This window comes from Moraxella porci DSM 25326 (assembly GCF_002014855.1).
GTDB classification, from domain to species: domain Bacteria; phylum Pseudomonadota; class Gammaproteobacteria; order Pseudomonadales; family Moraxellaceae; genus Moraxella; species Moraxella porci.
Map to the genome: position 1 here is coordinate 22,907 of NZ_MUYV01000007.1, position 20,548 is coordinate 43,454.

Annotated in this window: 21 protein-coding genes and 2 tRNA genes; 6 read left to right on the forward strand and 17 right to left on the reverse strand. The window is 48.5% G+C overall.

The genetic code is table 11. From position 1 onward, the window contains the following. Positions 1–83 precede the first annotated feature (83 nt). Positions 84–1,235, reverse strand: a complete 1,152-nt coding sequence (locus B0681_RS06380) for a glutathionylspermidine synthase family protein (protein WP_078317925.1) — start codon at positions 1,233–1,235, stop codon at positions 84–86. After that, the gene (locus tag B0681_RS06385) at positions 1,232–1,783 is read right to left on the reverse strand and encodes a hypothetical protein (protein WP_078317926.1); all 552 of its coding nucleotides are present in this window, start codon (positions 1,781–1,783) and stop codon (positions 1,232–1,234) included. Before B0681_RS06385 ends, B0681_RS06380 begins: the two co-directional genes overlap by 4 nt. Positions 1,784–2,033: 250 nt before the next feature. Here B0681_RS06385 and B0681_RS06390 point away from each other — a divergent pair, with 250 nt between their 5' ends. Genes B0681_RS06390 through B0681_RS06405 form a run of 4 tightly spaced genes read left to right on the forward strand, consistent with a single transcriptional unit; the run spans position 2,034 to position 3,851 of the window. After that, a complete protein-coding gene (locus tag B0681_RS06390) occupies positions 2,034–2,831 on the forward strand; it encodes a heme ABC transporter permease (protein WP_078317927.1) in 798 nt (265 codons plus the stop codon). Positions 2,832–2,839: 8 nt separating this feature from the next. Beyond that, positions 2,840–3,043, forward strand: coding sequence for a heme exporter protein CcmD (gene ccmD, locus B0681_RS06395; protein ID WP_078317928.1), 204 nt, complete (start codon positions 2,840–2,842; stop codon positions 3,041–3,043). 31 nt (positions 3,044–3,074) lie between these two features. Next, a complete protein-coding gene (ccmE, locus tag B0681_RS06400) occupies positions 3,075–3,596 on the forward strand; it encodes a cytochrome c maturation protein CcmE (RefSeq protein ID WP_078317929.1) in 522 nt (173 codons plus the stop codon). Between the two features lie 60 nt (positions 3,597–3,656). Continuing rightward, entirely contained in the window at positions 3,657–3,851 is a 195-nt protein-coding gene (locus tag B0681_RS06405) for a hypothetical protein (protein ID WP_078317930.1), read from the forward strand. A 3-nt stretch (positions 3,852–3,854) separates the two neighbouring features. On the opposite strand, the gene B0681_RS06410 is transcribed toward B0681_RS06405, so the two are convergent. From B0681_RS06410 to B0681_RS06455, 9 genes are all read right to left on the reverse strand, one after another. Beyond that, positions 3,855–4,154 carry a hypothetical protein gene (locus B0681_RS06410; RefSeq protein ID WP_078317931.1) on the reverse strand — a complete coding sequence of 100 codons (300 nt, stop codon included), beginning with the start codon at positions 4,152–4,154 and terminating at the stop codon, positions 3,855–3,857. A 428-nt stretch (positions 4,155–4,582) separates the two neighbouring features. After that, positions 4,583–5,431, reverse strand: a complete 849-nt coding sequence (locus tag B0681_RS06420) for a MetQ/NlpA family lipoprotein (RefSeq protein WP_078317933.1) — start codon at positions 5,429–5,431, stop codon at positions 4,583–4,585. A 154-nt stretch (positions 5,432–5,585) separates the two neighbouring features. Further along, a complete protein-coding gene (locus B0681_RS06425; protein ID WP_078317934.1) occupies positions 5,586–6,275 on the reverse strand; it encodes a methionine ABC transporter permease in 690 nt (229 codons plus the stop codon). Further along, positions 6,265–7,335 (reverse strand): methionine ABC transporter ATP-binding protein MetN, encoded by a 1,071-nt coding sequence (metN, locus tag B0681_RS06430; protein ID WP_304442089.1) that lies wholly within the window; start codon positions 7,333–7,335, stop codon positions 6,265–6,267. Before metN ends, B0681_RS06425 begins: the two co-directional genes overlap by 11 nt. A gap of 140 nt (positions 7,336–7,475) precedes the next feature. Next, positions 7,476–9,077: a sensor histidine kinase gene (locus tag B0681_RS06435; protein ID WP_078317936.1), complete on the reverse strand. Its 1,602-nt coding sequence runs from the start codon at positions 9,075–9,077 to the stop codon at positions 7,476–7,478. 92 nt (positions 9,078–9,169) lie between these two features. Next, positions 9,170–9,892 carry a response regulator transcription factor gene (locus B0681_RS06440; RefSeq protein ID WP_078317937.1) on the reverse strand — a complete coding sequence of 241 codons (723 nt, stop codon included), beginning with the start codon at positions 9,890–9,892 and terminating at the stop codon, positions 9,170–9,172. A 244-nt stretch (positions 9,893–10,136) separates the two neighbouring features. Then, the gene (locus tag B0681_RS06445; protein ID WP_114144966.1) at positions 10,137–11,144 is read right to left on the reverse strand and encodes an efflux RND transporter periplasmic adaptor subunit; all 1,008 of its coding nucleotides are present in this window, start codon (positions 11,142–11,144) and stop codon (positions 10,137–10,139) included. Between the two features lie 116 nt (positions 11,145–11,260). Next, positions 11,261–11,839: a hypothetical protein gene (locus B0681_RS06450; protein WP_078317938.1), complete on the reverse strand. Its 579-nt coding sequence runs from the start codon at positions 11,837–11,839 to the stop codon at positions 11,261–11,263. Positions 11,840–11,848: 9 nt separating this feature from the next. Further along, entirely contained in the window at positions 11,849–12,598 is a 750-nt protein-coding gene (locus B0681_RS06455) for a PP2C family protein-serine/threonine phosphatase (protein ID WP_078317939.1), read from the reverse strand. A 451-nt stretch (positions 12,599–13,049) separates the two neighbouring features. On the opposite strand from B0681_RS06455, the gene B0681_RS06465 reads away from it, so the two are divergent. Continuing rightward, the gene (locus B0681_RS06465) at positions 13,050–13,562 is read left to right on the forward strand and encodes a cytochrome b (protein ID WP_078317941.1); all 513 of its coding nucleotides are present in this window, start codon (positions 13,050–13,052) and stop codon (positions 13,560–13,562) included. Between the two features lie 89 nt (positions 13,563–13,651). On the opposite strand, the gene B0681_RS06470 is transcribed toward B0681_RS06465, so the two are convergent. The 6 genes from B0681_RS06470 to B0681_RS06500 form a co-directional block, all read right to left on the reverse strand. Continuing rightward, positions 13,652–14,605, reverse strand: coding sequence for a ribose-phosphate pyrophosphokinase (locus B0681_RS06470; RefSeq protein ID WP_078317942.1), 954 nt, complete (start codon positions 14,603–14,605; stop codon positions 13,652–13,654). Positions 14,606–14,789: 184 nt separating this feature from the next. Beyond that, positions 14,790–14,865: transfer RNA gene (locus B0681_RS06480), tRNA-Gln, on the reverse strand. A 71-nt stretch (positions 14,866–14,936) separates the two neighbouring features. Next, positions 14,937–15,012, reverse strand: a tRNA-Gln gene (locus tag B0681_RS06485). A gap of 98 nt (positions 15,013–15,110) precedes the next feature. Further along, positions 15,111–15,983: a 4-(cytidine 5'-diphospho)-2-C-methyl-D-erythritol kinase gene (ispE, locus tag B0681_RS06490; protein WP_078317944.1), complete on the reverse strand. Its 873-nt coding sequence runs from the start codon at positions 15,981–15,983 to the stop codon at positions 15,111–15,113. A 7-nt stretch (positions 15,984–15,990) separates the two neighbouring features. Then, a complete protein-coding gene (gene lolB / locus B0681_RS06495) occupies positions 15,991–16,566 on the reverse strand; it encodes a lipoprotein insertase outer membrane protein LolB (RefSeq protein WP_078317945.1) in 576 nt (191 codons plus the stop codon). Between the two features lie 85 nt (positions 16,567–16,651). Beyond that, complete coding sequence (locus tag B0681_RS06500; RefSeq protein ID WP_078317981.1) at positions 16,652–18,652, reverse strand: tetratricopeptide repeat protein; 2,001 nt, start codon at positions 18,650–18,652, stop codon at positions 16,652–16,654. A 526-nt stretch (positions 18,653–19,178) separates the two neighbouring features. Between B0681_RS06500 and hemA the strand changes: the two genes are divergently transcribed. Further along, positions 19,179–20,510, forward strand: a complete 1,332-nt coding sequence (gene hemA, locus B0681_RS06505) for a glutamyl-tRNA reductase (protein ID WP_078317946.1) — start codon at positions 19,179–19,181, stop codon at positions 20,508–20,510. The last annotated feature ends 38 nt before the right edge of the window (positions 20,511–20,548 follow it).

Sequence of the window (20,548 nt, forward strand, 5' to 3'; positions counted from 1 at the left end):
ATGATTTTAAGATCAGATCTTATCCAAAAGCCCTAACATTAGGGCTTTTGTTTTGGATGGGTGGGTGTGATGGCGGTTGTGCATCACACAAAGGCGTGCGGTACAAAAAGACTGGTGTCCTTGGTAATCAGCGTACTGTCTTCACGCACGCCAATCCCTGCAGGGCTATGACCAATCACCCAGCTACCGATGACCGTATAGACGGCTTGACCCTGATGATTGGTGAACTTTGGCAGCGGTTTAAGTGCTTGATAAACATAACCTTCTTGCCCATAGATGCCATCGGTTGCGATGTGCATATCGCCTTGATGCAGGCTGATGTTCGCCCCTTCTCGAGAGAAAAACGGCTTTTTGACCACATCAGATGCGATTGCAGATGCGTTTAGGCTTGCTGGTAGTAGGTTCGGGTGATTTGGGAATAGCTCCCATAGCACAGCAAGCAATGCTTTGTTACTCATCAACAGCTTATAGGCAGGCTCGATAAACTGCGTGCCACTATGCTCGATATGACTGCCAAACGCTTCGGACAGTAGCCACTCCCATGGATACAGCTTGAATAGATGGCTGATGGCATGGTCTTTTAGATCCGTAAATCGCCCGTCGGTCGCACGATGACCAATCGCACCGATATCGATATAATCGGTGGCAAGTCCTGCTTGGATAGCGGCATCTTGTAGGTAGCGAGTGGTGGTGTAGTCTTCGACGCTGGCAGAGACTGCGGTAAAATACAGCTTATCTTGGCCAATCACAGGCTTCATCGCCCCAAACTCTACCAATAATCGCTCATGAATGCTATTAAACTGGTCGGCACCACTCAGCTCACCACCTTGAGCCTGTAGCCAATACCACTGGGCGACACTGGCTTCAAACAGGGATGTCGGTGTATCAGCATTGTATTCATACAGCTTAGGCTCAGTTGTGCCATCAAAGCACAAATCAAAGCGACCGTACAGACTTGGCTCACGGTTTTTGAAGCTTTGTTCAATCAGTCGTGCAGCAGTATCTGACAGCCCAAGCCGTGCATAATCGCCTGTTTTGACGACATGGGCGACGGCTTGTAGATACATCTGGTGCAGTGCTTCGGTGGCAGTTTCGATGATATCGATTTGGCGTTCATCAAACACATAGCACGCATCTTCTTGCCAATAATTACCATCGATACTGTGATAATCAAAGCCAATGCGAGCCATCTCACCTTGCCAATCAGGGCGTGGCGCGACCTTGATGCGTCTCACGATGCAGCGCTCGTGCTACCGCCAGTTGCCCCAAAGCCTTGGCGAGTCGTGCCAGTCTTATTATCTGCTGTCGCCTGTGCCAGTGATTGGCGGTTTTGGTTGGCGGCTTGTTGCTGGGTGTTTTGGACAGGCTGCTGAGTGGTGGTTGGCGTTTGGGCGGTTTGTGAAGCAGCGGCTGTCTGTGCTTTGCCTGCACCGGCAGCTTTACTTGCGATATAACCAGCGGCAGCACCGGCAGCGGCAGCACCCAGCATAGTACCGACACCGCTACCATTTTCAGCGGTGGCTTCGGTGCCTTGTTCGGCGGCAGCTTGCTCAGCCTGTGCTTGTGCTTCAAGCTCGGCAGCTTGGGCTTGTAGGGCGGCGGCTTGTTCTTGCAAGGCTTGTGCTTCAGCACTGGTGTACTGCTGTGTCTGCTCTTGCGGTGCGGGTGCGGTTGTTTGCGGTGCTTCGGCAGGCGAGCAGGCAGTCAGTCCTAGACCTGTTGCACCGAGCAGTACTAGTGAGATTTGGCGAGATGCTTTTGAAGGTTTTGTCAATTGAGTCATCAATGTATCCAGTTTGGTAATGAATTTACAACGATTATCCTATCATTATGCAGTCAAATCACCGATTTTACAAGGGATGGCAGACGGATTGTTGATGAAAATTGTCCAGATAGCTTGCCAAATTTTGTATAGAGTGGGGCGAATTGTGCTATAATAATTAAGATTTGCCACCGATTTTGGCAAAGTGATTCGCGTGATTTTCCTTCAAAACTTTTTGCAACTTATAGAAGCCTTTGAGCTAGGTAGAAAAATGCCAAAAAATAGCCAAGCCACCAATAGCACGAGCCAAGCCAGTTTTTTTGGACGACTTTGGCAAGGATTTTTGACCACTGTCGGCACCGAGCGATTTTTTCAGATTTTCTCACCTTGGGTAAAATATCTTGCCGCCATCGCAGCGATTTTGCTTGGTGTTGGCACGGTGTGGGGCTTGGGTTTTGCACCGCCTGATTATTTGCAGGGTAACAGCTATCGCATCATCTTTATCCATGTGCCAGCGGCGAGCCTTGCGATGAGTATTTATTTTGCGATGAGTGTGCTTGGGGTGATTTTTTTGGTATGGAAAATCAAAACCGCCAACATCGTCGCCCAAGCCATTGCACCGATTGGCTTTATCTTTTGTGTGCTGAGTCTTTTGACAGGGTCAATTTGGGCAAAGCCGACTTGGGGGACTTACTGGGTGTGGGATGCGCGCTTGACATCGATGCTGATTTTGGCGTTCTTGTACGCAGGGGTGATGGCATTGTTTGCAGCATTTGAGCATAGTAGCAACCGTGGTAAGGCGGCGGCGATTTTGTCCATTGTCGGTGCGGTGAATTTGCCCATCATCAAATATTCGGTGGAATGGTGGAACACACTGCACCAAGGGGCGACTTTTACGGTGACCAACGCACCCAAGATGAGTGCATCGATGTGGGTGCCACTACTGATTATGATGCTTGGGATGTATTTTTTGGTGGCGGCATTGGCGATTTATCGCACCAATTCTTTGATTTTAAGCCGTGAAGCCAACAAAGCATGGGTAACTCGATTGGTTAATTCGGATAAATAGGGCGAGCGATGACACCGTATTTTAAGACTTTTGGTGATTTTTTGGCGATGGGTGGGCATGGCTTTTATGTATGGCTGTGCTATGCGATGACTTTTTTGGCAGTCATTGGCTTGATTATTTATGCCAAAAATGAACGCAAACAGACGCTAGATAAACTTGGCAGACAGCAAGCACAATCTCGCCTAACCAATAAACAACGCAAACAATCTTAATTGATGAATTATTAATGATAAGGGTGACATCATGAATGCAGTCAGACAAAAAAAGCTGATGTGGGTCATTGCCGTGCTACTCGGTGCGGTGGTGGCGGTGAGTTTGATTTTGTATGCCATCCGCAATCAGACCGATTATTATTTTGACCCGACAGCCATCGCTGCAGGTCAAGCACCTGAAGCCAAGCGTATCCGTGCTGGCGGCATGGTCGTGGCAGGTAGTGTCAAGCGTGATCCCGCTGATCAGCTCAATGTGCAGTTTGAGATCACCGACTTTAAATCGACCGTGCCTGTCAGCTATCGTGGCGTATTGCCTGATCTATTTGCCGAAAACTCTGGCGTCGTGGCAACGGGTGAACTACAAAACGGCACCTTTGTCGCCAGCGAAGTACTTGCCAAGCACGACGAAAACTATATGCCACCTGAAGTCGCCAAGTCACTCAAGACCGAGCACGCCGCTCGTGGCACGGATGTCAATAATGGGCAGTTTGTCCCTGCGACATCGATGAGTGAGATCGATGAGCGTAATGCCAAAGAAGCTGAACAAAAGTAAATGGCTAAAACCGATAAAAGCGTATCGATGGATACGCTTTTATTTTAAAGGAAGTTTATTATGGTGATATTGATGGCACTAATGGCGCTCATTGCTTTGGTGTTTGCAGGGTTTAGCATTAAGTTGTGCTATGAGCTAGTCAAAGCACAAAGATGGTTTGGTGCAGCACTTATGGCGATTTTTGGTGTGTTGGGTTTGGGTGCCGTGGCTTATTGTGCGCTCGTCATTTGGGCGGTTTTTCATATCTCTGTTTAAAGTTCAATGACTTATGATAAATCGAATTAAGTTAAAAACAAACAACAGCGTCATAAACCCCAGACTACCAAGATAAATCCATTTGCTTTGTCTAAAAATCTGTCTGGGCAATTCATCATTTTGTAGATTGGCAACCAACAAATACACAAGATTTAATCCCACAAAAACCATCACATTTAGCTGAAACATCCATAATATTGTGCTAAATAAACCTTGCTTGGGTAATTGCAGTATCAGTGATACAGGGATAAAGATAATATGTAAAAATAATAAAATTCTCTTTGCCAAAGCCAGCGTCGCCATCATATCCCCCACACATCCGCACAATCAAGATAAAAAAATCTCAGCAAACCCAGCAGATAAATGGCGATATGGATGCCAAAGCTGAAGCCGTATATTCGTTTTGATTGTGATAATAGTAATTTGGGCAAGCGTTGGTGATGCGTCCAAAGTACAAATAAATATAATAAATTCAATAAGATGTATATTATATTAATCAGAATAAAGTTAATGGTTGGTCTGGCATAAAACCCATTTTCAAGCATGTATAAGCAGTCTTGGTAGTGAGAATTTAAGCCAATACCAAACTGACCGACCAAGAAGAGTGGTAAAAATGGAATGTGTAGCAGCACCAAAACTTTTTTGGCGAAAGAAACTTGGCTCATATCTATGATTGAAATAACAAAATCCCCATCACCGAGCGATGATAGGGATTGTTAAGTTCGGTGAGATTACCAACCTTTGACCACGCCGTCTTTAAATTGCTTTTTGGCTTCGGCTTCGACTTCATCAGTTTGATAGGCTTTGACGAAGTTTTGGATGGCTGCAGAGTCTTTATTGTCGGTGCGAGCGACGATGATGTTCACATATGGTGATTCTTTGTCTTCGACAAATACACCATTTTCGCTGGCAGTTAGGCCGACTTGACCAGCATAGTTGTTATTTACCACAGCGATATCCACATCATCCATGGCGCGAGCTGCCACAGAGGTATCCACTTCTTTGATCACCAGATTTTTTGGATTTTCGATGATGTCAATGGTGGTTGAGAATAGGTTATTGTGGTCTTTTAGTTTGATCAGACCTTGTTTTTCAAGCAAAATCAGCGCACGAGCTAGGTTCGATGGATCGTTTGGCACAGCGATGATGGCACCGTCTTTTAGCTCAGAGAGGTTTTTGATTTTGGTTGAGTAGCCTGCCAGTGGATAGACAAAAGTATTGCCAACGATGGCTAGGTTGTCCAGACCTTTTTCTTGGCTGTCTTTATCCAAATATGGCTTATGCTGCATGGCATTAGCGTCCAGCTCGCCTTTAGAGACGGCAGTATTTGGCAGCGCATAATCGTTAAATTCAACCAATTCAACGGTCAAATTGTACTTATCTTTTGCCACTTGGCTGGCCACTTCGGCGACAGCTTGCTCAGGGCCTGCCATCACACCAACTTTGATGGTTTCGGCAGCAGGTGCATCACCAACAGGGGCGGCAGTTTGTTGTGCTGCTTTGTCTTGGTTGCAGCCAGCTAGGGCGATGCCTGATGCGATGGCGCACACGCCAAAAAATTTGCTCAAATTAAAAGTCATAATCAATTCCAAAAATAGATCAGATCAGATGGGATAATAAAAAATTGCTAAATAGCAACAATTGTCATATTAAAGCAAAAAAAGCCATCCAATGCAAGCATCAAGCGGCATCAGATGACCAAATTTCTCGATAAATCTTATAAAACTCAACCAATCAGCGATGATCAACTTTGGCAGCCAGCATGTCACCTGCTTTTTGGCAGATCATCACGATCGCGACGATGATAATGGTGGAGATCCATTTGACATACACCATGTTGCGATGCTCACCGTAGTTAATGGCCAAGCTACCCAGGCCGCCTGCACCGACGACGCCTGCCATCGCCGAATAGCCGATGAGCGACACCAAGGTCAGCGTCACGGCATTGATGAGAATTGGCAGGCTCTCAGGCAGATAGTATTTGCTCACCACTTGCCAATGCGTCGCCCCCATCGATTTGGCAGCTTCGGTCAGGCCAGTTGGCACTTCAAGCAAGGCATTGGCGGTTAAGCGTCCAAAGAACGGAATCGCCGCCGCACTCAATGGCACAATCGCCGCTGTCGTACCAAGCGTCGTCCCCACCAAAAAACGCGTCACTGGCATCAACACAATCAATAAAATAATAAATGGCACCGAGCGACCAACATTAATCAAAGCATCCAAGATGACAAAGATGCTGCGATTTTCAAGGATACGACCTTTGTCCGTCAAAAACGCCAAGAAGCCAAGCGGCAGACCCACCAGTACAGCGATGGCAGTGGCAGTCAGCCCCATGTAAAGCGTCTCCCAAGTGGACTGGGCGACCATGCTCCACATCTTTGGGTGCATTTCGGTTGTAAAATCGATGAGTAATTTATCCCACATAGCCAAGTATCTCAATATTTACCCGATGGGTCTGTAAAAAATCAATCGCTTGAGTGATCGCAGCATCGTCGCCAGTCATCTGTGCGATTGTAAAGCCAAACTTCACACCACCAGCATAATCCATCTGCGAAGTCAGGATGTTAAATTCCACGCCAAAGGCCTTTGAGGCTTGGGAGAAGAGCGGCTGATCGACCGACGCACCAGTAAATTCAAACTGAATCACAGGCGACAATCCTGCCGCAGGCGATGACTGTAGGGCGCTCATGTAGCTGTCTGGCAGACCGATGTGAAAGGTTGAGCGGATGAACTCTTTGGCAAGCTCGGTTTGTGGATTGGCAAAAATCTCACTGACTGTGCCTTGTTCGATCAAGATACCGCGATCCATGACAGCGACCTTATCACAGATGCGCTTGACCACATCCATCTCATGGGTGATGAGCAAGATGGTGATGCCAAGTGCTTGATTGATTTGTTTTAATAGCTTAAGAATCGACTGCGTGGTCGCAGGATCGAGTGCTGAGGTGGCTTCGTCGCATAGCAGCACTTTTGGATCAGATGCCAAGGCGCGAGCGATGGCGACGCGCTGCTTTTGACCGCCAGAGAGGCTGGCAGGATAGGCATCTTTTTTGTCAGATAGGCCGACCAATGCCAATAGCTCCGTGACCTTTTGGGCGATGGCAGCTTTTGGCATGCCTGATAGCTCAAGCGGCAAAGCGACATTATCAAAAGCAGTGCGAGAATGCAGTAAGTTAAAATGCTGAAAAATCATGCCGATTTTGCGGCGTTCAGCGATCAGCGCAGGTTCGGTCAATGCGGTCAGATCCGTGCCATCGATGATGACGCGACCCGTGGTTGGGCGCTCTAAGAGGTTTACGCAGCGGATCAAAGTGGATTTGCCAGCGCCAGAGGCACCGATGATGCCGTAGATCTCCCCTTGATCAATGGTCAAATCTGTGGGCTGTACAGCGGTAAAATCATGGATTTTGCCATCTTTTTCGATGCGAAAAACTTTGCTTAAGTTTTGCAGCTCAATCATGGCAGTAGAAGACCGTGTGTTCATGCTAAAGAATCAAAATAAAATAACTGATTATTATAACATGAAAACGCGGCATGTGGGGCTTAATATGATTTTCTTGTTGTGATCAGAGTCAGTGATATGGATGACAGCTGATGCCACCTTAGCCAAGATGGATGTGCTGTTTATGACGACAATTTGGCTTTATCAGTCTCAGATGTCATCGATTTTGGTTTGAGTGGCAATACAACCAAGAATCGGGTGTGGCCTTGCCAAGTATCGGTACTGATCTTGCCTTGATGCGCTTCAACGATTTGTGAGACCAAGGACAAGCCAAGCCCCGAGCCTTTTTTCTCTTGTTTTAGGCGAACAAAGGGGCTAAAGATATCCTCTCGCTTATCTTCAGGGATGCCTTCACCTTGGTCAATAAAGGCCAATACAGCAAAGTTTGGCTGTGATTTGGCTTTGTCTTTGTCTTTATCTTTACGAGCAAAGCGCTTTAAAAACTCAGCAGGCAGACGACCACCAGCCTCGGCCGATTGGACTTCACGAATGTCGTTGCACAAAATATCACCGCTGACATCGAGTGCTTGTCGCTGCTCAATCAGGGCAGATGGAATGATGGCAGCATCGCCAAGCGTTTGGGCGTAATACAGGTACACTTCAATCGGTGGCACGCCATGGATCATGGCATTGTTCAATAGATTGCGCACCAGATGGGTTAATAGCTTGGGCTGTGCAAGCAGGCTGACAGGCTCGGCCAATAGCGTCGCTTCAGGATAGTGCTGACACTCTTGGCGCGTCAGCTCATACAGATCGACCTGCTCGGTGGCTTGCAGGGCATGACCTGCATCGAGGCGCGAGACCAATAAGATGCTCTCGACCAACTCATTGAGTCCGGTCAAATCTCGATTCACTGCCGCTGCGCGCTTGTCAAACTTTGCCTTGGTGTCATCATCTAGGCGAGCTGCGAGCATATCCATCATCTCGATCTGTAGGCGAATGCGAGTAATTGGCGTGCGAAACTCATGCGATGCGTGCGCCAGTAGCAGGCTATTGGCGTTGATCAGTTGTTCGATTTTTTGGGCCGATTGGTTAAAGCCATGCGCCAGTACCGCGATCTCATCGTTGCCATGCTCACTGACTCGTACGCTAAAATCACCCTCACCAAGACGGCTCATCTGACGGCTCATTTGGTTGATCCGCCAAGTGATGCTGTGCGAAATCCACCACAGCACCGCTGACATGATGGTAAATAATAAAATGGTACCCGAAAACAGGTTAAACCATGCCATCAATGGGCGCTCGGGGCTTGGAATGCGATTTTCATACCAAAGCGAGTAGCCAAGCGCGCTATCGACGATGGTATGTGGCGGTGCAGGGGAGAAAATTTGACTGATCCAAGGCGGCTCTGGCGCTAGGACATCGGGCAGGTTGGTGTTTTCGGTTTGTAATACCAAGCGGCCTTGAGGATCGTACAGGCCGATCTTGGCATTGAGGCTTTCATCAAAAATATCGAAGCTTTTTTTGATCACCACCAGTGAAAATCGCGCCTCAAGCAGATTGTTTTCGGCGGATAAAGCTTGAGCCTCTGCCAAAAATGGCTCAATTTGGGTCATAATTTGGCTGGCGATGGCACGAGTTCTGGCGTGGTCGGAGTTGTTATGCGCAAACTGTGACAGCACGACGAAGGCAATGGTAAATGTCAACAGCGCCAAAAACACGCTAATGAACAAGCGTGATGAGATGGAGTGAAAACCGAATTTACCGTGATGAGGCGCGCGCATAAATCAAAAAATCTCAATCAATCTGAAGAGCATACCAAAAAACACCAAAAACCATCAAACGCATGGCTCGATGGTTTTGGGTGAATTAGATCTTATACTTGGTCAGTGGCGAACTGATAACCGACACCACGTACGGTGATGATGCGCTTTGGTTGACGCGGATTATCCTCGATCAAGGCGCGCAGACGCGAGATGTGGACATCGATGGCGCGATCGATGTTCTCTGAGCTGTCGTCATTTGGCATGGCTTGCCAGAGCTGTTCGCGGTTTAATACTTTGCCTGCATGCGTGGCGAAGTAGTGCAATAACTGGAATTGATGCGTGGTTAGGCGCACCGTTTTCTCGTCGATGGTGACTTCGTGGCTGTCTGGATAGACAGTCAGACGGCCAAAGGTCAGGCTACCAGAGTTGGTATCAGCTTGATTTGGGGTCTCATGGCGACGCAGTACCGCACGGATGCGAGCCAGCAGCTCTCGAGGTTCAAACGGCTTGGCGATGTAGTCATCAGCACCCATCTCAAGACCCAACACGCGATCGGTGGTGTCGCCTTTTGCCGTCAGCATGACGATGGGGACTTTGTTGATGAGGGTGTTTTTTGAGGCGCGGACTTTTTGGCAGACTTGCATGCCATCCATGTCAGGCAGCATCAGATCCAGTACGATCAGACTGATGTCGCGCTCTTTGGCCTCCAAAATATCCAAACCGCCTTGGGCAGTTGGTGCATGATGCACTTCATAATAGTTCATCGACAGATAGTCGCTGATCAGTTCGGCCAAATCTGGATCGTCTTCGATGAGTAGAATTTGTTTATTCATATCAATGCCTTTTTACCTTATTATCAAAATTACTGTACGCCAATGACAATCAGCGCTTAACTTATGTTTATCACTATTTCATATGAAAACTTAATAAGCATATCTTGCCAAGTTTTCTTGCGCTTATCAAGCATTAAATTGTAGTTAAATTGCATAAATCAGGGCGCGATAAGCAAATTTTAGCAAACAATCTCAAAAATCTGTAACATTTATGCGGTGCTGTGACACACCTGTCATCAATACTTCATTTAAGATGAACTTCCTGATCGCGCGCCTCTTTGGGCAAGGGCTGGGTGACGACTAGGCTGTCCTCGGTGATGCCTTGTACCAAAAATTGCTGATTTTTTGGATAATATTCCAATAGCTTCACAGGTGATAGCGCCAGGCGATGGTTTTGTTTGATAACCCAAATCTGGCCATCGATGGGCGATTCGGGCTTGTGCGGCGGCTTGGCAAAAGGCTCAAGATCAATCGCATTCATCTGTGCATCATATACCGCCATTTTTGGCATCATCACGCCAACCTGAATCTGGCCATAATCAATGTGACCGACGACACTGCGACCCAAAAGATCGTTGGGGTCTTGGGCGGGTTCAAGTGGAATCATCACATGCACATCGATCAGGCGATTGTCATTACTGGCGCTCACCACCTGACTGATCTGACCTGTGTGCGTGACGCCATCGACGCCAAAAGTCACGGCATCGCCCACCTTGATATAATCCATCAAGGTCGCTGACAGCCGACTGATGAATTTGAGCGCATTAAGATCTTGGATCTCGACCAGCGGTGTCTTTTTGGGATAATGCGTGCCAGATACGGCATGCAGCTGGGTGATGGTGCCATCAAATTCTGCCGTCAGATGAAGCTCATCCGATTGATTGGCTGCATTGTCGGTCAGCATATCAGGCGTGTAGCTGAGCAGCACATCACCTGCAGTCACCTCATCGCCAGCTTGGACAAAGACCTCATTGACTTGGGCGGCATCAATCAGATCCATCACTGCGCTTTTGGCGGGTATGATGGTGCCATCAAAAGCAAAGCTTGGCTGATATTTTGACATTTTTACCGTCATGACGCTTTGTTTATCTAAGCTGATGCGCGTATTTGCACTGCCACCTTGAGGGTCGCTACAGCCACATATACAGACGATCAATGCTGTGATGATCGCTGCCAGCCATAGCTTGGGGTGAGCTTGTGAAGTGGGATGATGCGCTTGTTGATGGTAGTGGGTGACTGCGCCAGTTGGCATGATGAGCTCCTGTAGATCCATAAGCTATCTTAGCATGCTTTGGCTCTGGCGTATAGATAAGACAGTGATCTTTGATGGGTGAGCCATCGCCCAAGCTGCTTACTGAAGCTTTGGTATCAATCGCGTGAATACAATACATCCACCACAGCTTCATCACCCATACTCTTGCCACTATCCAGCGAATAAAACAACAGCTCTGCCTCTTCACAAGCAGATAAAAATGTAATCTGCTCATTAAAGCCAAAATCACCATTAAAAATGCAAAGCTGCCTAGATGATCTGATGCTTTTTGATTGATCGATGATCATGTCAATCCGCTGATCGCCCGTGCCGATGCATCTTTGATGATCAAATATGCAGCCTGACAATGCTGTGAGCAACTCAACCAGATCAATTCTCAAAAAACCGTTGGTGACGGCATTACAAATCAATTCAGCGACCAGTCTTGCATCATCACAGCAGATCATCGAAAAGGCCTGTTCTGGCAGCTGTCTGTCATCGTCAGCATCCACCAGTGCCACCAGATGCACGCCATTTGCTTGTAGCTGATTGATTTGATCACGATCACAGTGATTATCTGGATGATAAAAAGCCAAAACAATCGACTCATTCTCTGGCACTTTATCAAGCGGCATCAAGTGATCGGTGTGATAAGTGGCACCACCAATACATAAGCATAATATTTCATTTAACATCTTTATCCCTTATTGAATGCATCGCACCAAAACAGCGCTGATATTATCAAGCTGCTGTGTTGGCTTGATTTGCTTGATTTGATCAATGCTGTCGATGAGCCATTGTTTTAGGCTGATTGCCTCATCCATCGGCAAAAACTGACCCTGCAATACTTCATAAAAACCATCACTGCACAGCAGCAGGCACTCGCCTGATTTTAGACTCAATGTCTGATGGCTTGCTAACTCAACTGCCGACATATCCGCCATGCGATCAACGACAAAATAACCCATCAATGCACCATAACAACTGGCATAGTCATCATTGCTCGCTGCGCCATCTGACTTAAGCTCATTGATAAAGCTGTGATCTTGGGTTAAGCACGCCCATGACGCGCCGTCATAATGATACGCCCGACTGTCACCAAGATGCTGAAGCACAATCTCATCACCCACCGTATAAGCGCACACCAAGGTGCTGCTCGCGCCATCATGCCGATCATCTGTCAGCGCTTGATTGAGCCGATGTTGCAACTCTACAAAATCCACTGCGCCTCTATCAGCGTACATCGCACTTGTCAGCTGTAACAAAGTCCGTGATGCCAGCGATGAATAAGGACTGGCAGATACACCATCAGCGACAGCGACACAAAACTGCTTGGCGTCATAACAGCGGCTAATCCGTCCTTGGTGCTGATAGATTTTAGGTGCGATCAGTACCGCATCCTGTTGGTGCGCCATACCGCCACGCCAGTTTACAGCTTGGATTTGATATGTCATCTTGACTCCAAAAGCTTGGTTGTGATGGCTATGATAACTTACTGATGCGTCAGACTGTGTCGCATTCTGCACACCCAGTGATATTTTCGTGATTTGTCACACGCCATCGCCAAGACCAAAATGACTTTTTTGGATCTGCTTTTGTAGATTATAATCACCTGCAAAATCATCCAGCTTCATCTGCATTGATGATCGTATGTTGATTGAAAGGTCAAATTGGCGATGGGTGTTGGTGTGCCATCATTTTGGTGGGTTTATTGAGATTGGACTGGTCGTTTGGTGTGATGGCATATCACAAGCGTCGGTCTAAGTCGCCAGATACAAAACCGCTACAGTTTGCCCAAGCAAGCTTTTGGATATATTTGATAAAATATCAAAAATTATTTATTAGAAATGATATGAGTGACTTGGCCAAGCGCTTTGCTTGCTGCCAAAATGATGGGAAAGTTTTATGACACACACAGCAACTGCGACTGTACATAAATACAGCGTGGCAGCACGCGTTTTTCATTGGGTGGGTGCGCTGCTCATCTTGGCTGCATGGTTGATCATTGAGCAGGGTGATGACTTCATCAGCCTGCATAAATCGGTGGGCTTTAGCTTTTTGATTTGGACGGTACTGCGTATTTTAAACCGTCTTGTCAGCAAAACGCCGCCAGCACCTATGCCAAAATTACACAGCATTGCCTCGGCTGTGGTGCATTTTTTGTTATATGTCGTGATGCTTGCGATGCCATTGACCGCCTTTATGGCGTCGATGTACGGCGGCTATGGCGTCAATGTCTTTGGGCTGTTTCAGATCCCAGGCTTTGGCAGTGTGAATGATTCATTGGCAGGTACACTGATGGATTGGCATACTGGGCTGATTTGGCCGCTGCTGCTGGCTTTGATCGCAGCGCACATCATCGGCGCACTGTATCATCAGTTTATCCTAAAAGACAATCTGCTGGCTCGCATGCGCTAAGCTGCCCTAGGATTCGAACACCGCACTATGCGGTGTTTTTTTAATAAAAAAATCCGCCAAATCTGGCGGATTATAGTATGACAGGGTCATCAGACATCATATTCAAACATGGCGCTGATCGATTCTTCGTTATTGATACGGCGCAGTGATTCGGCGATCATCGCAGCGATACTGACTTGGCGGATGTTGCCACAGGCCATCGCAGCTTCTGACAGCGGAATGGTGTCGGTGACGACCAGCTCATCCAAGGCTGAATTTTTGATGGTTTCGATGGCTTTGCCCGACAGAACAGGGTGGGTGATGTAGCCGACGACACGGCGTGCACCATTGTCTTTTAGAGCTTGGGCGGCTTTACACAGCGTACCTGCAGTATCGACGATGTCATCGACGATGACGCAGTCGCGGCCAGAGACATCACCGATGATGTGCATCACTTGTGATTCATTAGCACGGGCGCGGCGCTTGTCGATGATGGCCAGATCTGCTTCACCCAGCAGCTTGGCCATCGCACGAGCGCGAACGACACCGCCGACATCTGGCGAGACAACCATCAGATTTTCATAATTTTGTTGCTTTAAGTCGCGCAGTAGCACAGGCGTGCCGTATAGGTTATCCACAGGCACATCAAAGAAGCCTTGGATCTGATCTGAATGCAGATCAACCATCATCACACGGTCAATACCTGCGATCGATAGCATATCTGCGACCACTTTTGCTGAGATTGGCACGCGTGCCGAGCGCGGGCGGCGGTCTTGGCGCGCATAGCCAAAGTAAGGGATGACCGCGGTGATACGGCCTGCACTCGAACGACGCAATGCATCGGCAAGCAGGACGATTTCCATCAAATTGTCATTGGTGGGTGCGCAGGTCGGCTGTAGGATAAAGACATCTTTACCGCGGACATTTTCTTTGATCTCGACGGCGATTTCGCCATCAGAAAAACGGTTGATGTCAGCCTTACCCAGAGGAATGTGCAGATTATCAGCGACAGTTTGGGCAAGTTGAGGGTTGGCACTACCTGAAAAGACAGCCATATATGACATGGGAAAAATCCTATAAAAGCAAATCGAAAAGGGCTTTGGGCGTATGAGGCCGATTAAGGGTATATTTTAGCATTTTTGGATGTGATTTTGCAGGGGGTGCGATAAGTTTTTTGTAAACTTGCAGGGCGGTGGAAAAAACCACAAAAAAATCAAGCCAATCACGAATGACTGGCTTGATCGGATTTGGCAGAGGTAGCTGGACTCGAACCAACGAATGTCAGGATCAAAACCTGATGCCTTACCAACTTGGCGATACCCCTAGATGCAAATTTTTTAAAAGATTTGCAAACTTTGTTTTAAAGTCAATCTGTGCGATTTACTTTAAAAAAATTGGCAGAGGTAGCTGGACTCGAACCAACGAATGTCAGGATCAAAACCTGATGCCTTACCAACTTGGCGATACCCCTGTATAGGGCAAAAATTATACCAAATTTTTTGGATAATACAAGTAAATTTTATGATTTTTGGATAAAATTTTATAAACCATTGAAAAATATAGCATTATTTAATATAAATTCTCTGCAACCACACAAGGACAGGGCGAAGACAGCTGCCATGCGCTGAGCACGGCGGCATCGATATGCTCAGGTATCGGCAAAAACACCGTACTGCCAGTGCCAGTCAATCGTGCACTGGTGCCTGTCTTAGCCTCCAGCGTGCGCAGATAGCCGAGCGCCTCAGCCACAGCAGCTGAGTGCTGGACAGCGATGTGCTCAAAGGCATTAAAAAAATCCACCGATAAGCGTTCGCCATAGTCACTGTAGCGATCGGCGATGTCGGAGATGGGTTGGGTGTTTTTGATGAGATCAGGGTGGTTAAATAAAGCGGCGGTTGCCAGATGCGCGCGCGGCAATAATAACAGATAGCGCGCACTTGGCAGTTTAAGCGCGGTGAGCTGTTCACCAATGCCCAACGCATGCGCATCAGCATGATGGGCTTGGCTAAAAATAAAAAACGGCACATCGGCGCCCAGCTGCTGCCCAAAATCCATCAGCTGCTGCGTCGAAAGATTCAGCTGCCAGAGTGTATTTAGCGCCATCAATGTAGCAGCACAGTTGCTGGAACCGCCGCCCAGACCTGCACCTGTGGGAATGACCTTGTCCAGATGGATGCTGACAGCACGCGCTTGATCGGGATGATGTGTGGAGAGTAGCTTTGCTGCTTTGATGATGAGATTGTCATTAATATCATCGGTCAAGGTGTCGGCGCCAGTCAGGGTGACAAGCTGTGCCTGTGATGGCGATAGCTCAAAGCTTAGCACATCCCCAAAATCGATGGCGCGGAACACGCTTTGTAGATCGTGATAGCCATCATCGCGCTTGGCGGTGATGTGCAAAAACAGATTGATCTTAGCAGGTGAAAATACGATCAGTGACATAAGCTACCTACGAATGCGAGATGGTCAGGGTGACGCTGTGACCCTCTTGGTGTACAATGCGCAGTCGCGTCGGCAGAGCACCTTTGCCATACTCAAAATTGGCCTGCCAAACGCCGTTGGTGGCAGCGATCAGACGGCCGTTGGCATCGTGCGCAAGTGCGCTGTCAGCAGGCGCTGGGCGTCCCATGATCCAATAAGGCAATCTTGAGATCGGTGCTTGCCAACCAGTGGCTTGATACAACAGCGCTTCTGGCGAATCGGCAGTCAGCGTGCCAGTGCGTTCACTGCTTAAGGTCGCGCTCTTGCCATCATAGCGGATCTGGGTGGCGCCAATGCCCAAAGCGCCCGTCAGATCGATGCTGAATCTGTCCTCATCTTGAGCCCAAGCATAAAAAGCGCTGCCAGCTTGTCTGCCCTCGGAGCTGACACTGATCACCCCGATTTTGCCTGTGATGCCAAATTTGATCGGCGCTTGTGCGCTTGGTAGGCTGCTGGCCGTGGGCGCGATGTTCGGCTGAGTACTGGTGCATGCGCTGAGTAGTAGCACAGCTGCCGATGCGGTGATGAGACTGAGTTTTTTCATGATAAGTCCAAATGTCTGATCTTAAGGTTGGGTAAATCATCTGCCATCGGCTGCCACGGCAGCGGCCAATGCTGATGCCTGTCGATTAATAAATCTGACTGTCGCCTGTGGCAGCATCATTGCCGCCAAAACGCGCTTGCAGATCTGCCAACAGCTGCGCCATCGCGGCCTGATCATTAATGCCTTGATAAGCGCGCAATAAGGTGATGCCGACATCGAGCCTTGGGCTGACTTCATACGGCGCTTGCAGATGGTCGATGACGGCAGCAAAATCGCCTTGGGATAAGGCATGATTGGCCAGCACCAATAACGCATCTAGCTGCAGCTGACTGTCATAATCAGGGTGATCAAAGCTGATATTGCTGATGGTTCGCGCGATGTCCAGCGCCTTGGCATCTGTCGGATTTTGGCTTAGGCGCAGCTTGGCGTCGGCCAGCTGATAATACGGGTTATAATCAGCCAGCTGCAATAGGCGATCGATGGCTTGGCGCTTGTCGTTATGATCAAGTTCAGCTTCGAGCAGCTGGAAGCTTGCGTACAGTAGCCGATCGTCGTCTGGATATTCTCGATTGGCGATCGTCAGCAGATCTTTGGCTTTTTGTTTATCGCCTTGACGCAGATAAATCTCGGCCTGCAAAATATAGCTGTCGGTGGCGTAATTTTCAAATTCATCGCGCAGACGCACCAAGGTCTTGATGGCAGCGGCGGTGTCATTTTCTGCCAAATAAAAGCCCACCACTTTACTGCTGGCATCGAGCATATGCTCATAATGATTGACTTTCTCAAAGTGACTGCGCGCATGCTGAATGTCGCCCAATCGTTCATAGCCGATGCCCAGATAATAATGCGCTTGGCTTTTTAGGTCGGGCAGCTCGGTGAGCGGCATCAGCATGTCGATGGCATCACGGTAGCGGCCGCCATCCAGACCGACAAGGCCAGCCAATAGACGAATGTCGTTATCTTGGGTGTGTTTAACTGCTTGAGCCAACAGATCCCATGCTTGGGCCAGATCACCAGTTTCGATCAGATAGCGCGCTTCGTATAGATACAGCTCTTTTTCTTTGGGCAGCTTTTTGCGCATTTGGTGTAAGTATGACCACAGCTCATCCATGCGCTGATCGGCGCGCAGGATATTGAGCTTTAGGGTAATAAATGCCAGATTGTCAGGTTCGCTTTTTAGGGCTTGATTGACATGCAGGCGCGCGGCAGCATAATCCTCAAGCCCCATCAAAATACCTGCCCGCAGCACCGCGACCGAGGCATTGTCCTGCCGCAGTCCTTGTAAGGCATAAAGCAAAGCGCGCTTATCATCGGCATTTGGCGGAATAATGCCAGTCAAAATCTGCCCCAAATCAGAACGCGGATCATAGTGCAAAATGGTCGAGATCATGCTGGCGGCTTGGTCGTATTCGCCAGCCTTGAGCGCCAGATGCGTCACATAAAACCAAGCAGGAATATGCTCAGGATTGCTGTCTTGCCAAGCGGTCGCAAAGGCCAGCGATTTATCAGGTGTCTCAAATTCGATGGACAATGACAGCGCTCGTTCAAAGACGCTGGTGGCATTTTGTTTGAATGACTCGGCCTTATACAGAGTCAGTGCGCGCGCAATATCGCCACGATCCGCCGCAAATTCAGCATCCATCAGCGCATACAGATCGGGCGTATCGAGCATCGGTTCGATGTCATCGGCAATGAGTGTATCATCCAAGAGTACGGCAGGTAGGTTCGGGACGCTGCTTGGGGTCAGTACCTCATCAGGCTCATCACTCAGATCAGGCTGCGATGTGGGCAGTTCCACGATCTCGGTGTCGGCCATGTACTCGGCTTCTTCTTCGATGTCGCTTTTGGGGTTGGGTTTATAAAAAGGTAATAAAATTTTTAATAATGGATCAAAGACATTGGCATGCGCGCTCGTGGCGGTGATGCCTGTGATGCCGATGGCGCCGACACAGGCGATGGCGATGGCAAGCTTGATCGGCCGTCTGATCAACTGCGCTTTTTTTGGCGTGCCGATGCCATGATGACTCATCAGAGCATCATCAGCGCTGGGCGGTATGCCTTTGGGTGGGTGTCGTCGCAGTATCATGACCATCAGCCAATTTAAAAAAAGATTGGATTGGCAAAACAACAGTAATGCTTGCCAAATATGCTGTATTATAAAAGTACGCTCTATTATAAAAGTATTTTTGATAAGTGCAAATAAAACCGCTGAAAAACACCGACAAATCACAAATTTTAGCAATTTGCTGCCAATTTGTTAAGAAATCCGCGCATTTATCAAGCTTGGCGTAACACTTGGGTAGGTCAATGCGCTTTATGGCAAACGGCAAACCGACAGATGCTTGATGGGCAGCCGATGGCTATAAGACGAAAGATAATACAGCTTCATCAAGTTATCAAAGCGGTGATTTGATCGGCTCGCTCAGATTGGATCGGTTGGAATGCTAAGGCAAAGCTGTGATCTTTAAACAACGACTTAGCCAAGCAGCATCATTAAGATCGTCACTAAATTTGGCAAAATAAACTTGCAAATTTTTTGCTTGAAATGCGTGAAAAGCTGTTATAATAACGAGTTTAATTCATCGCAAGCCTCATCGATTGTTGGTTATTTTATGAAATTAGCAGTTATCGGAGTCAATCATAAGACTGCCCCTGTGTCATTACGGGAGCGGCTGTCTTTTGGCTTGGATATGCCTGAGGCAATTCAGGCATTGTCTGGGCTGACCCGTGGCTGCACCATCGTCTCTACTTGCAATCGCAGTGAGCTGTATGTCGGCATCGAGGATGAGTCGCTTGGCGATGATGAGCAGGTCGATGGCGTGATCTCGCCAAAGCTGCGCGCCATCGGTGAATGGCTGGCTCAGTTTAAGGGAGTGAGTTTCGATGACATCGCCCCTTATCTGTATGCCTATGAGGATTCGCGTGCGCTCAATCACTGGCTGCGCGTGGCAGCAGGCCTTGACTCGATGATCTTAGGCGAGCCACAGATCTTGGGTCAGATTCGCCAAGCAGTCGCCACCTCTCGCGAACATGGTGGGGTGAGTAGTGAGTTTGGTTGGCTCACTCAGCAGGTATTTGCCGCTGCTCGCACGGTGCGCCGTGATACCAAAGTCGGCGCTCAGGCGGTGACGCTGGGTTTTGCCACCGCCAAGCTTGCCACACAGATTTTTGATGATCCGCGTGAGCTGACTTTTTTGTTGGTGGCAGCAGGGGAGATGAATCGCTTGGTGGCGCATAATGTCGCTGCACTCGGCATCAAAAGAATCATCATCTGTAATCGCAGTGCCGAGCGTGCGCAGGCGCTGAGTGATGAGCTGGTCAAGATGGCCGATCAAGCAGCTCGACCGCTGCAGGTGGATATTGTGCCGCTGGCTGAGCTATCGATGGTGCTGCCTGAGGCCGACATTGTCAGCAGTTGTAGTGGCAGCATGCAGGCGCTGATCGACGCCGATATGGTCAAAAAAGCACTCAAGCAGCGCCGCCATCAGCCGATGCTTTTGGTGGATTTGGCAGTGCCAAGAGACATCGAGCCTGCCGTCGGCCAGCTTGATGACATTTATCTGTATTCAGTCGATGATCTGCAACATGTGATCGCAGGTAACTTGGCTGAGCGCAAACAAGCTGCCGTCGAAGCTGAGCTGTTGGTCGGGCAGCTGGTGCTTGACATCGAGGCGAGGATGCAGACGCAAAGGGCGCGCGCTTATATCCGTGACTATCGCCAGATGGCACAGCGCCGTAGCCAACAGCTTTTGGATGCTGCGATGGCGCGCATCGATCAGGGCGAGGATGCCAAAGTGGTGTTGGCTGAGTTTGCGCACGGCATGAGTCAGACCTTGATGCACAGCCCATCTAGGCTGATTCGTCAAGCCGCCAAAGTCTATGATGCCGACACGCTCGATGCCATCAGTCAAGAGCTGATCCACAGCCATCGTAAGCCGATCTGAACTGACATCGCAGCACACTTTTTATTAATAATACATCC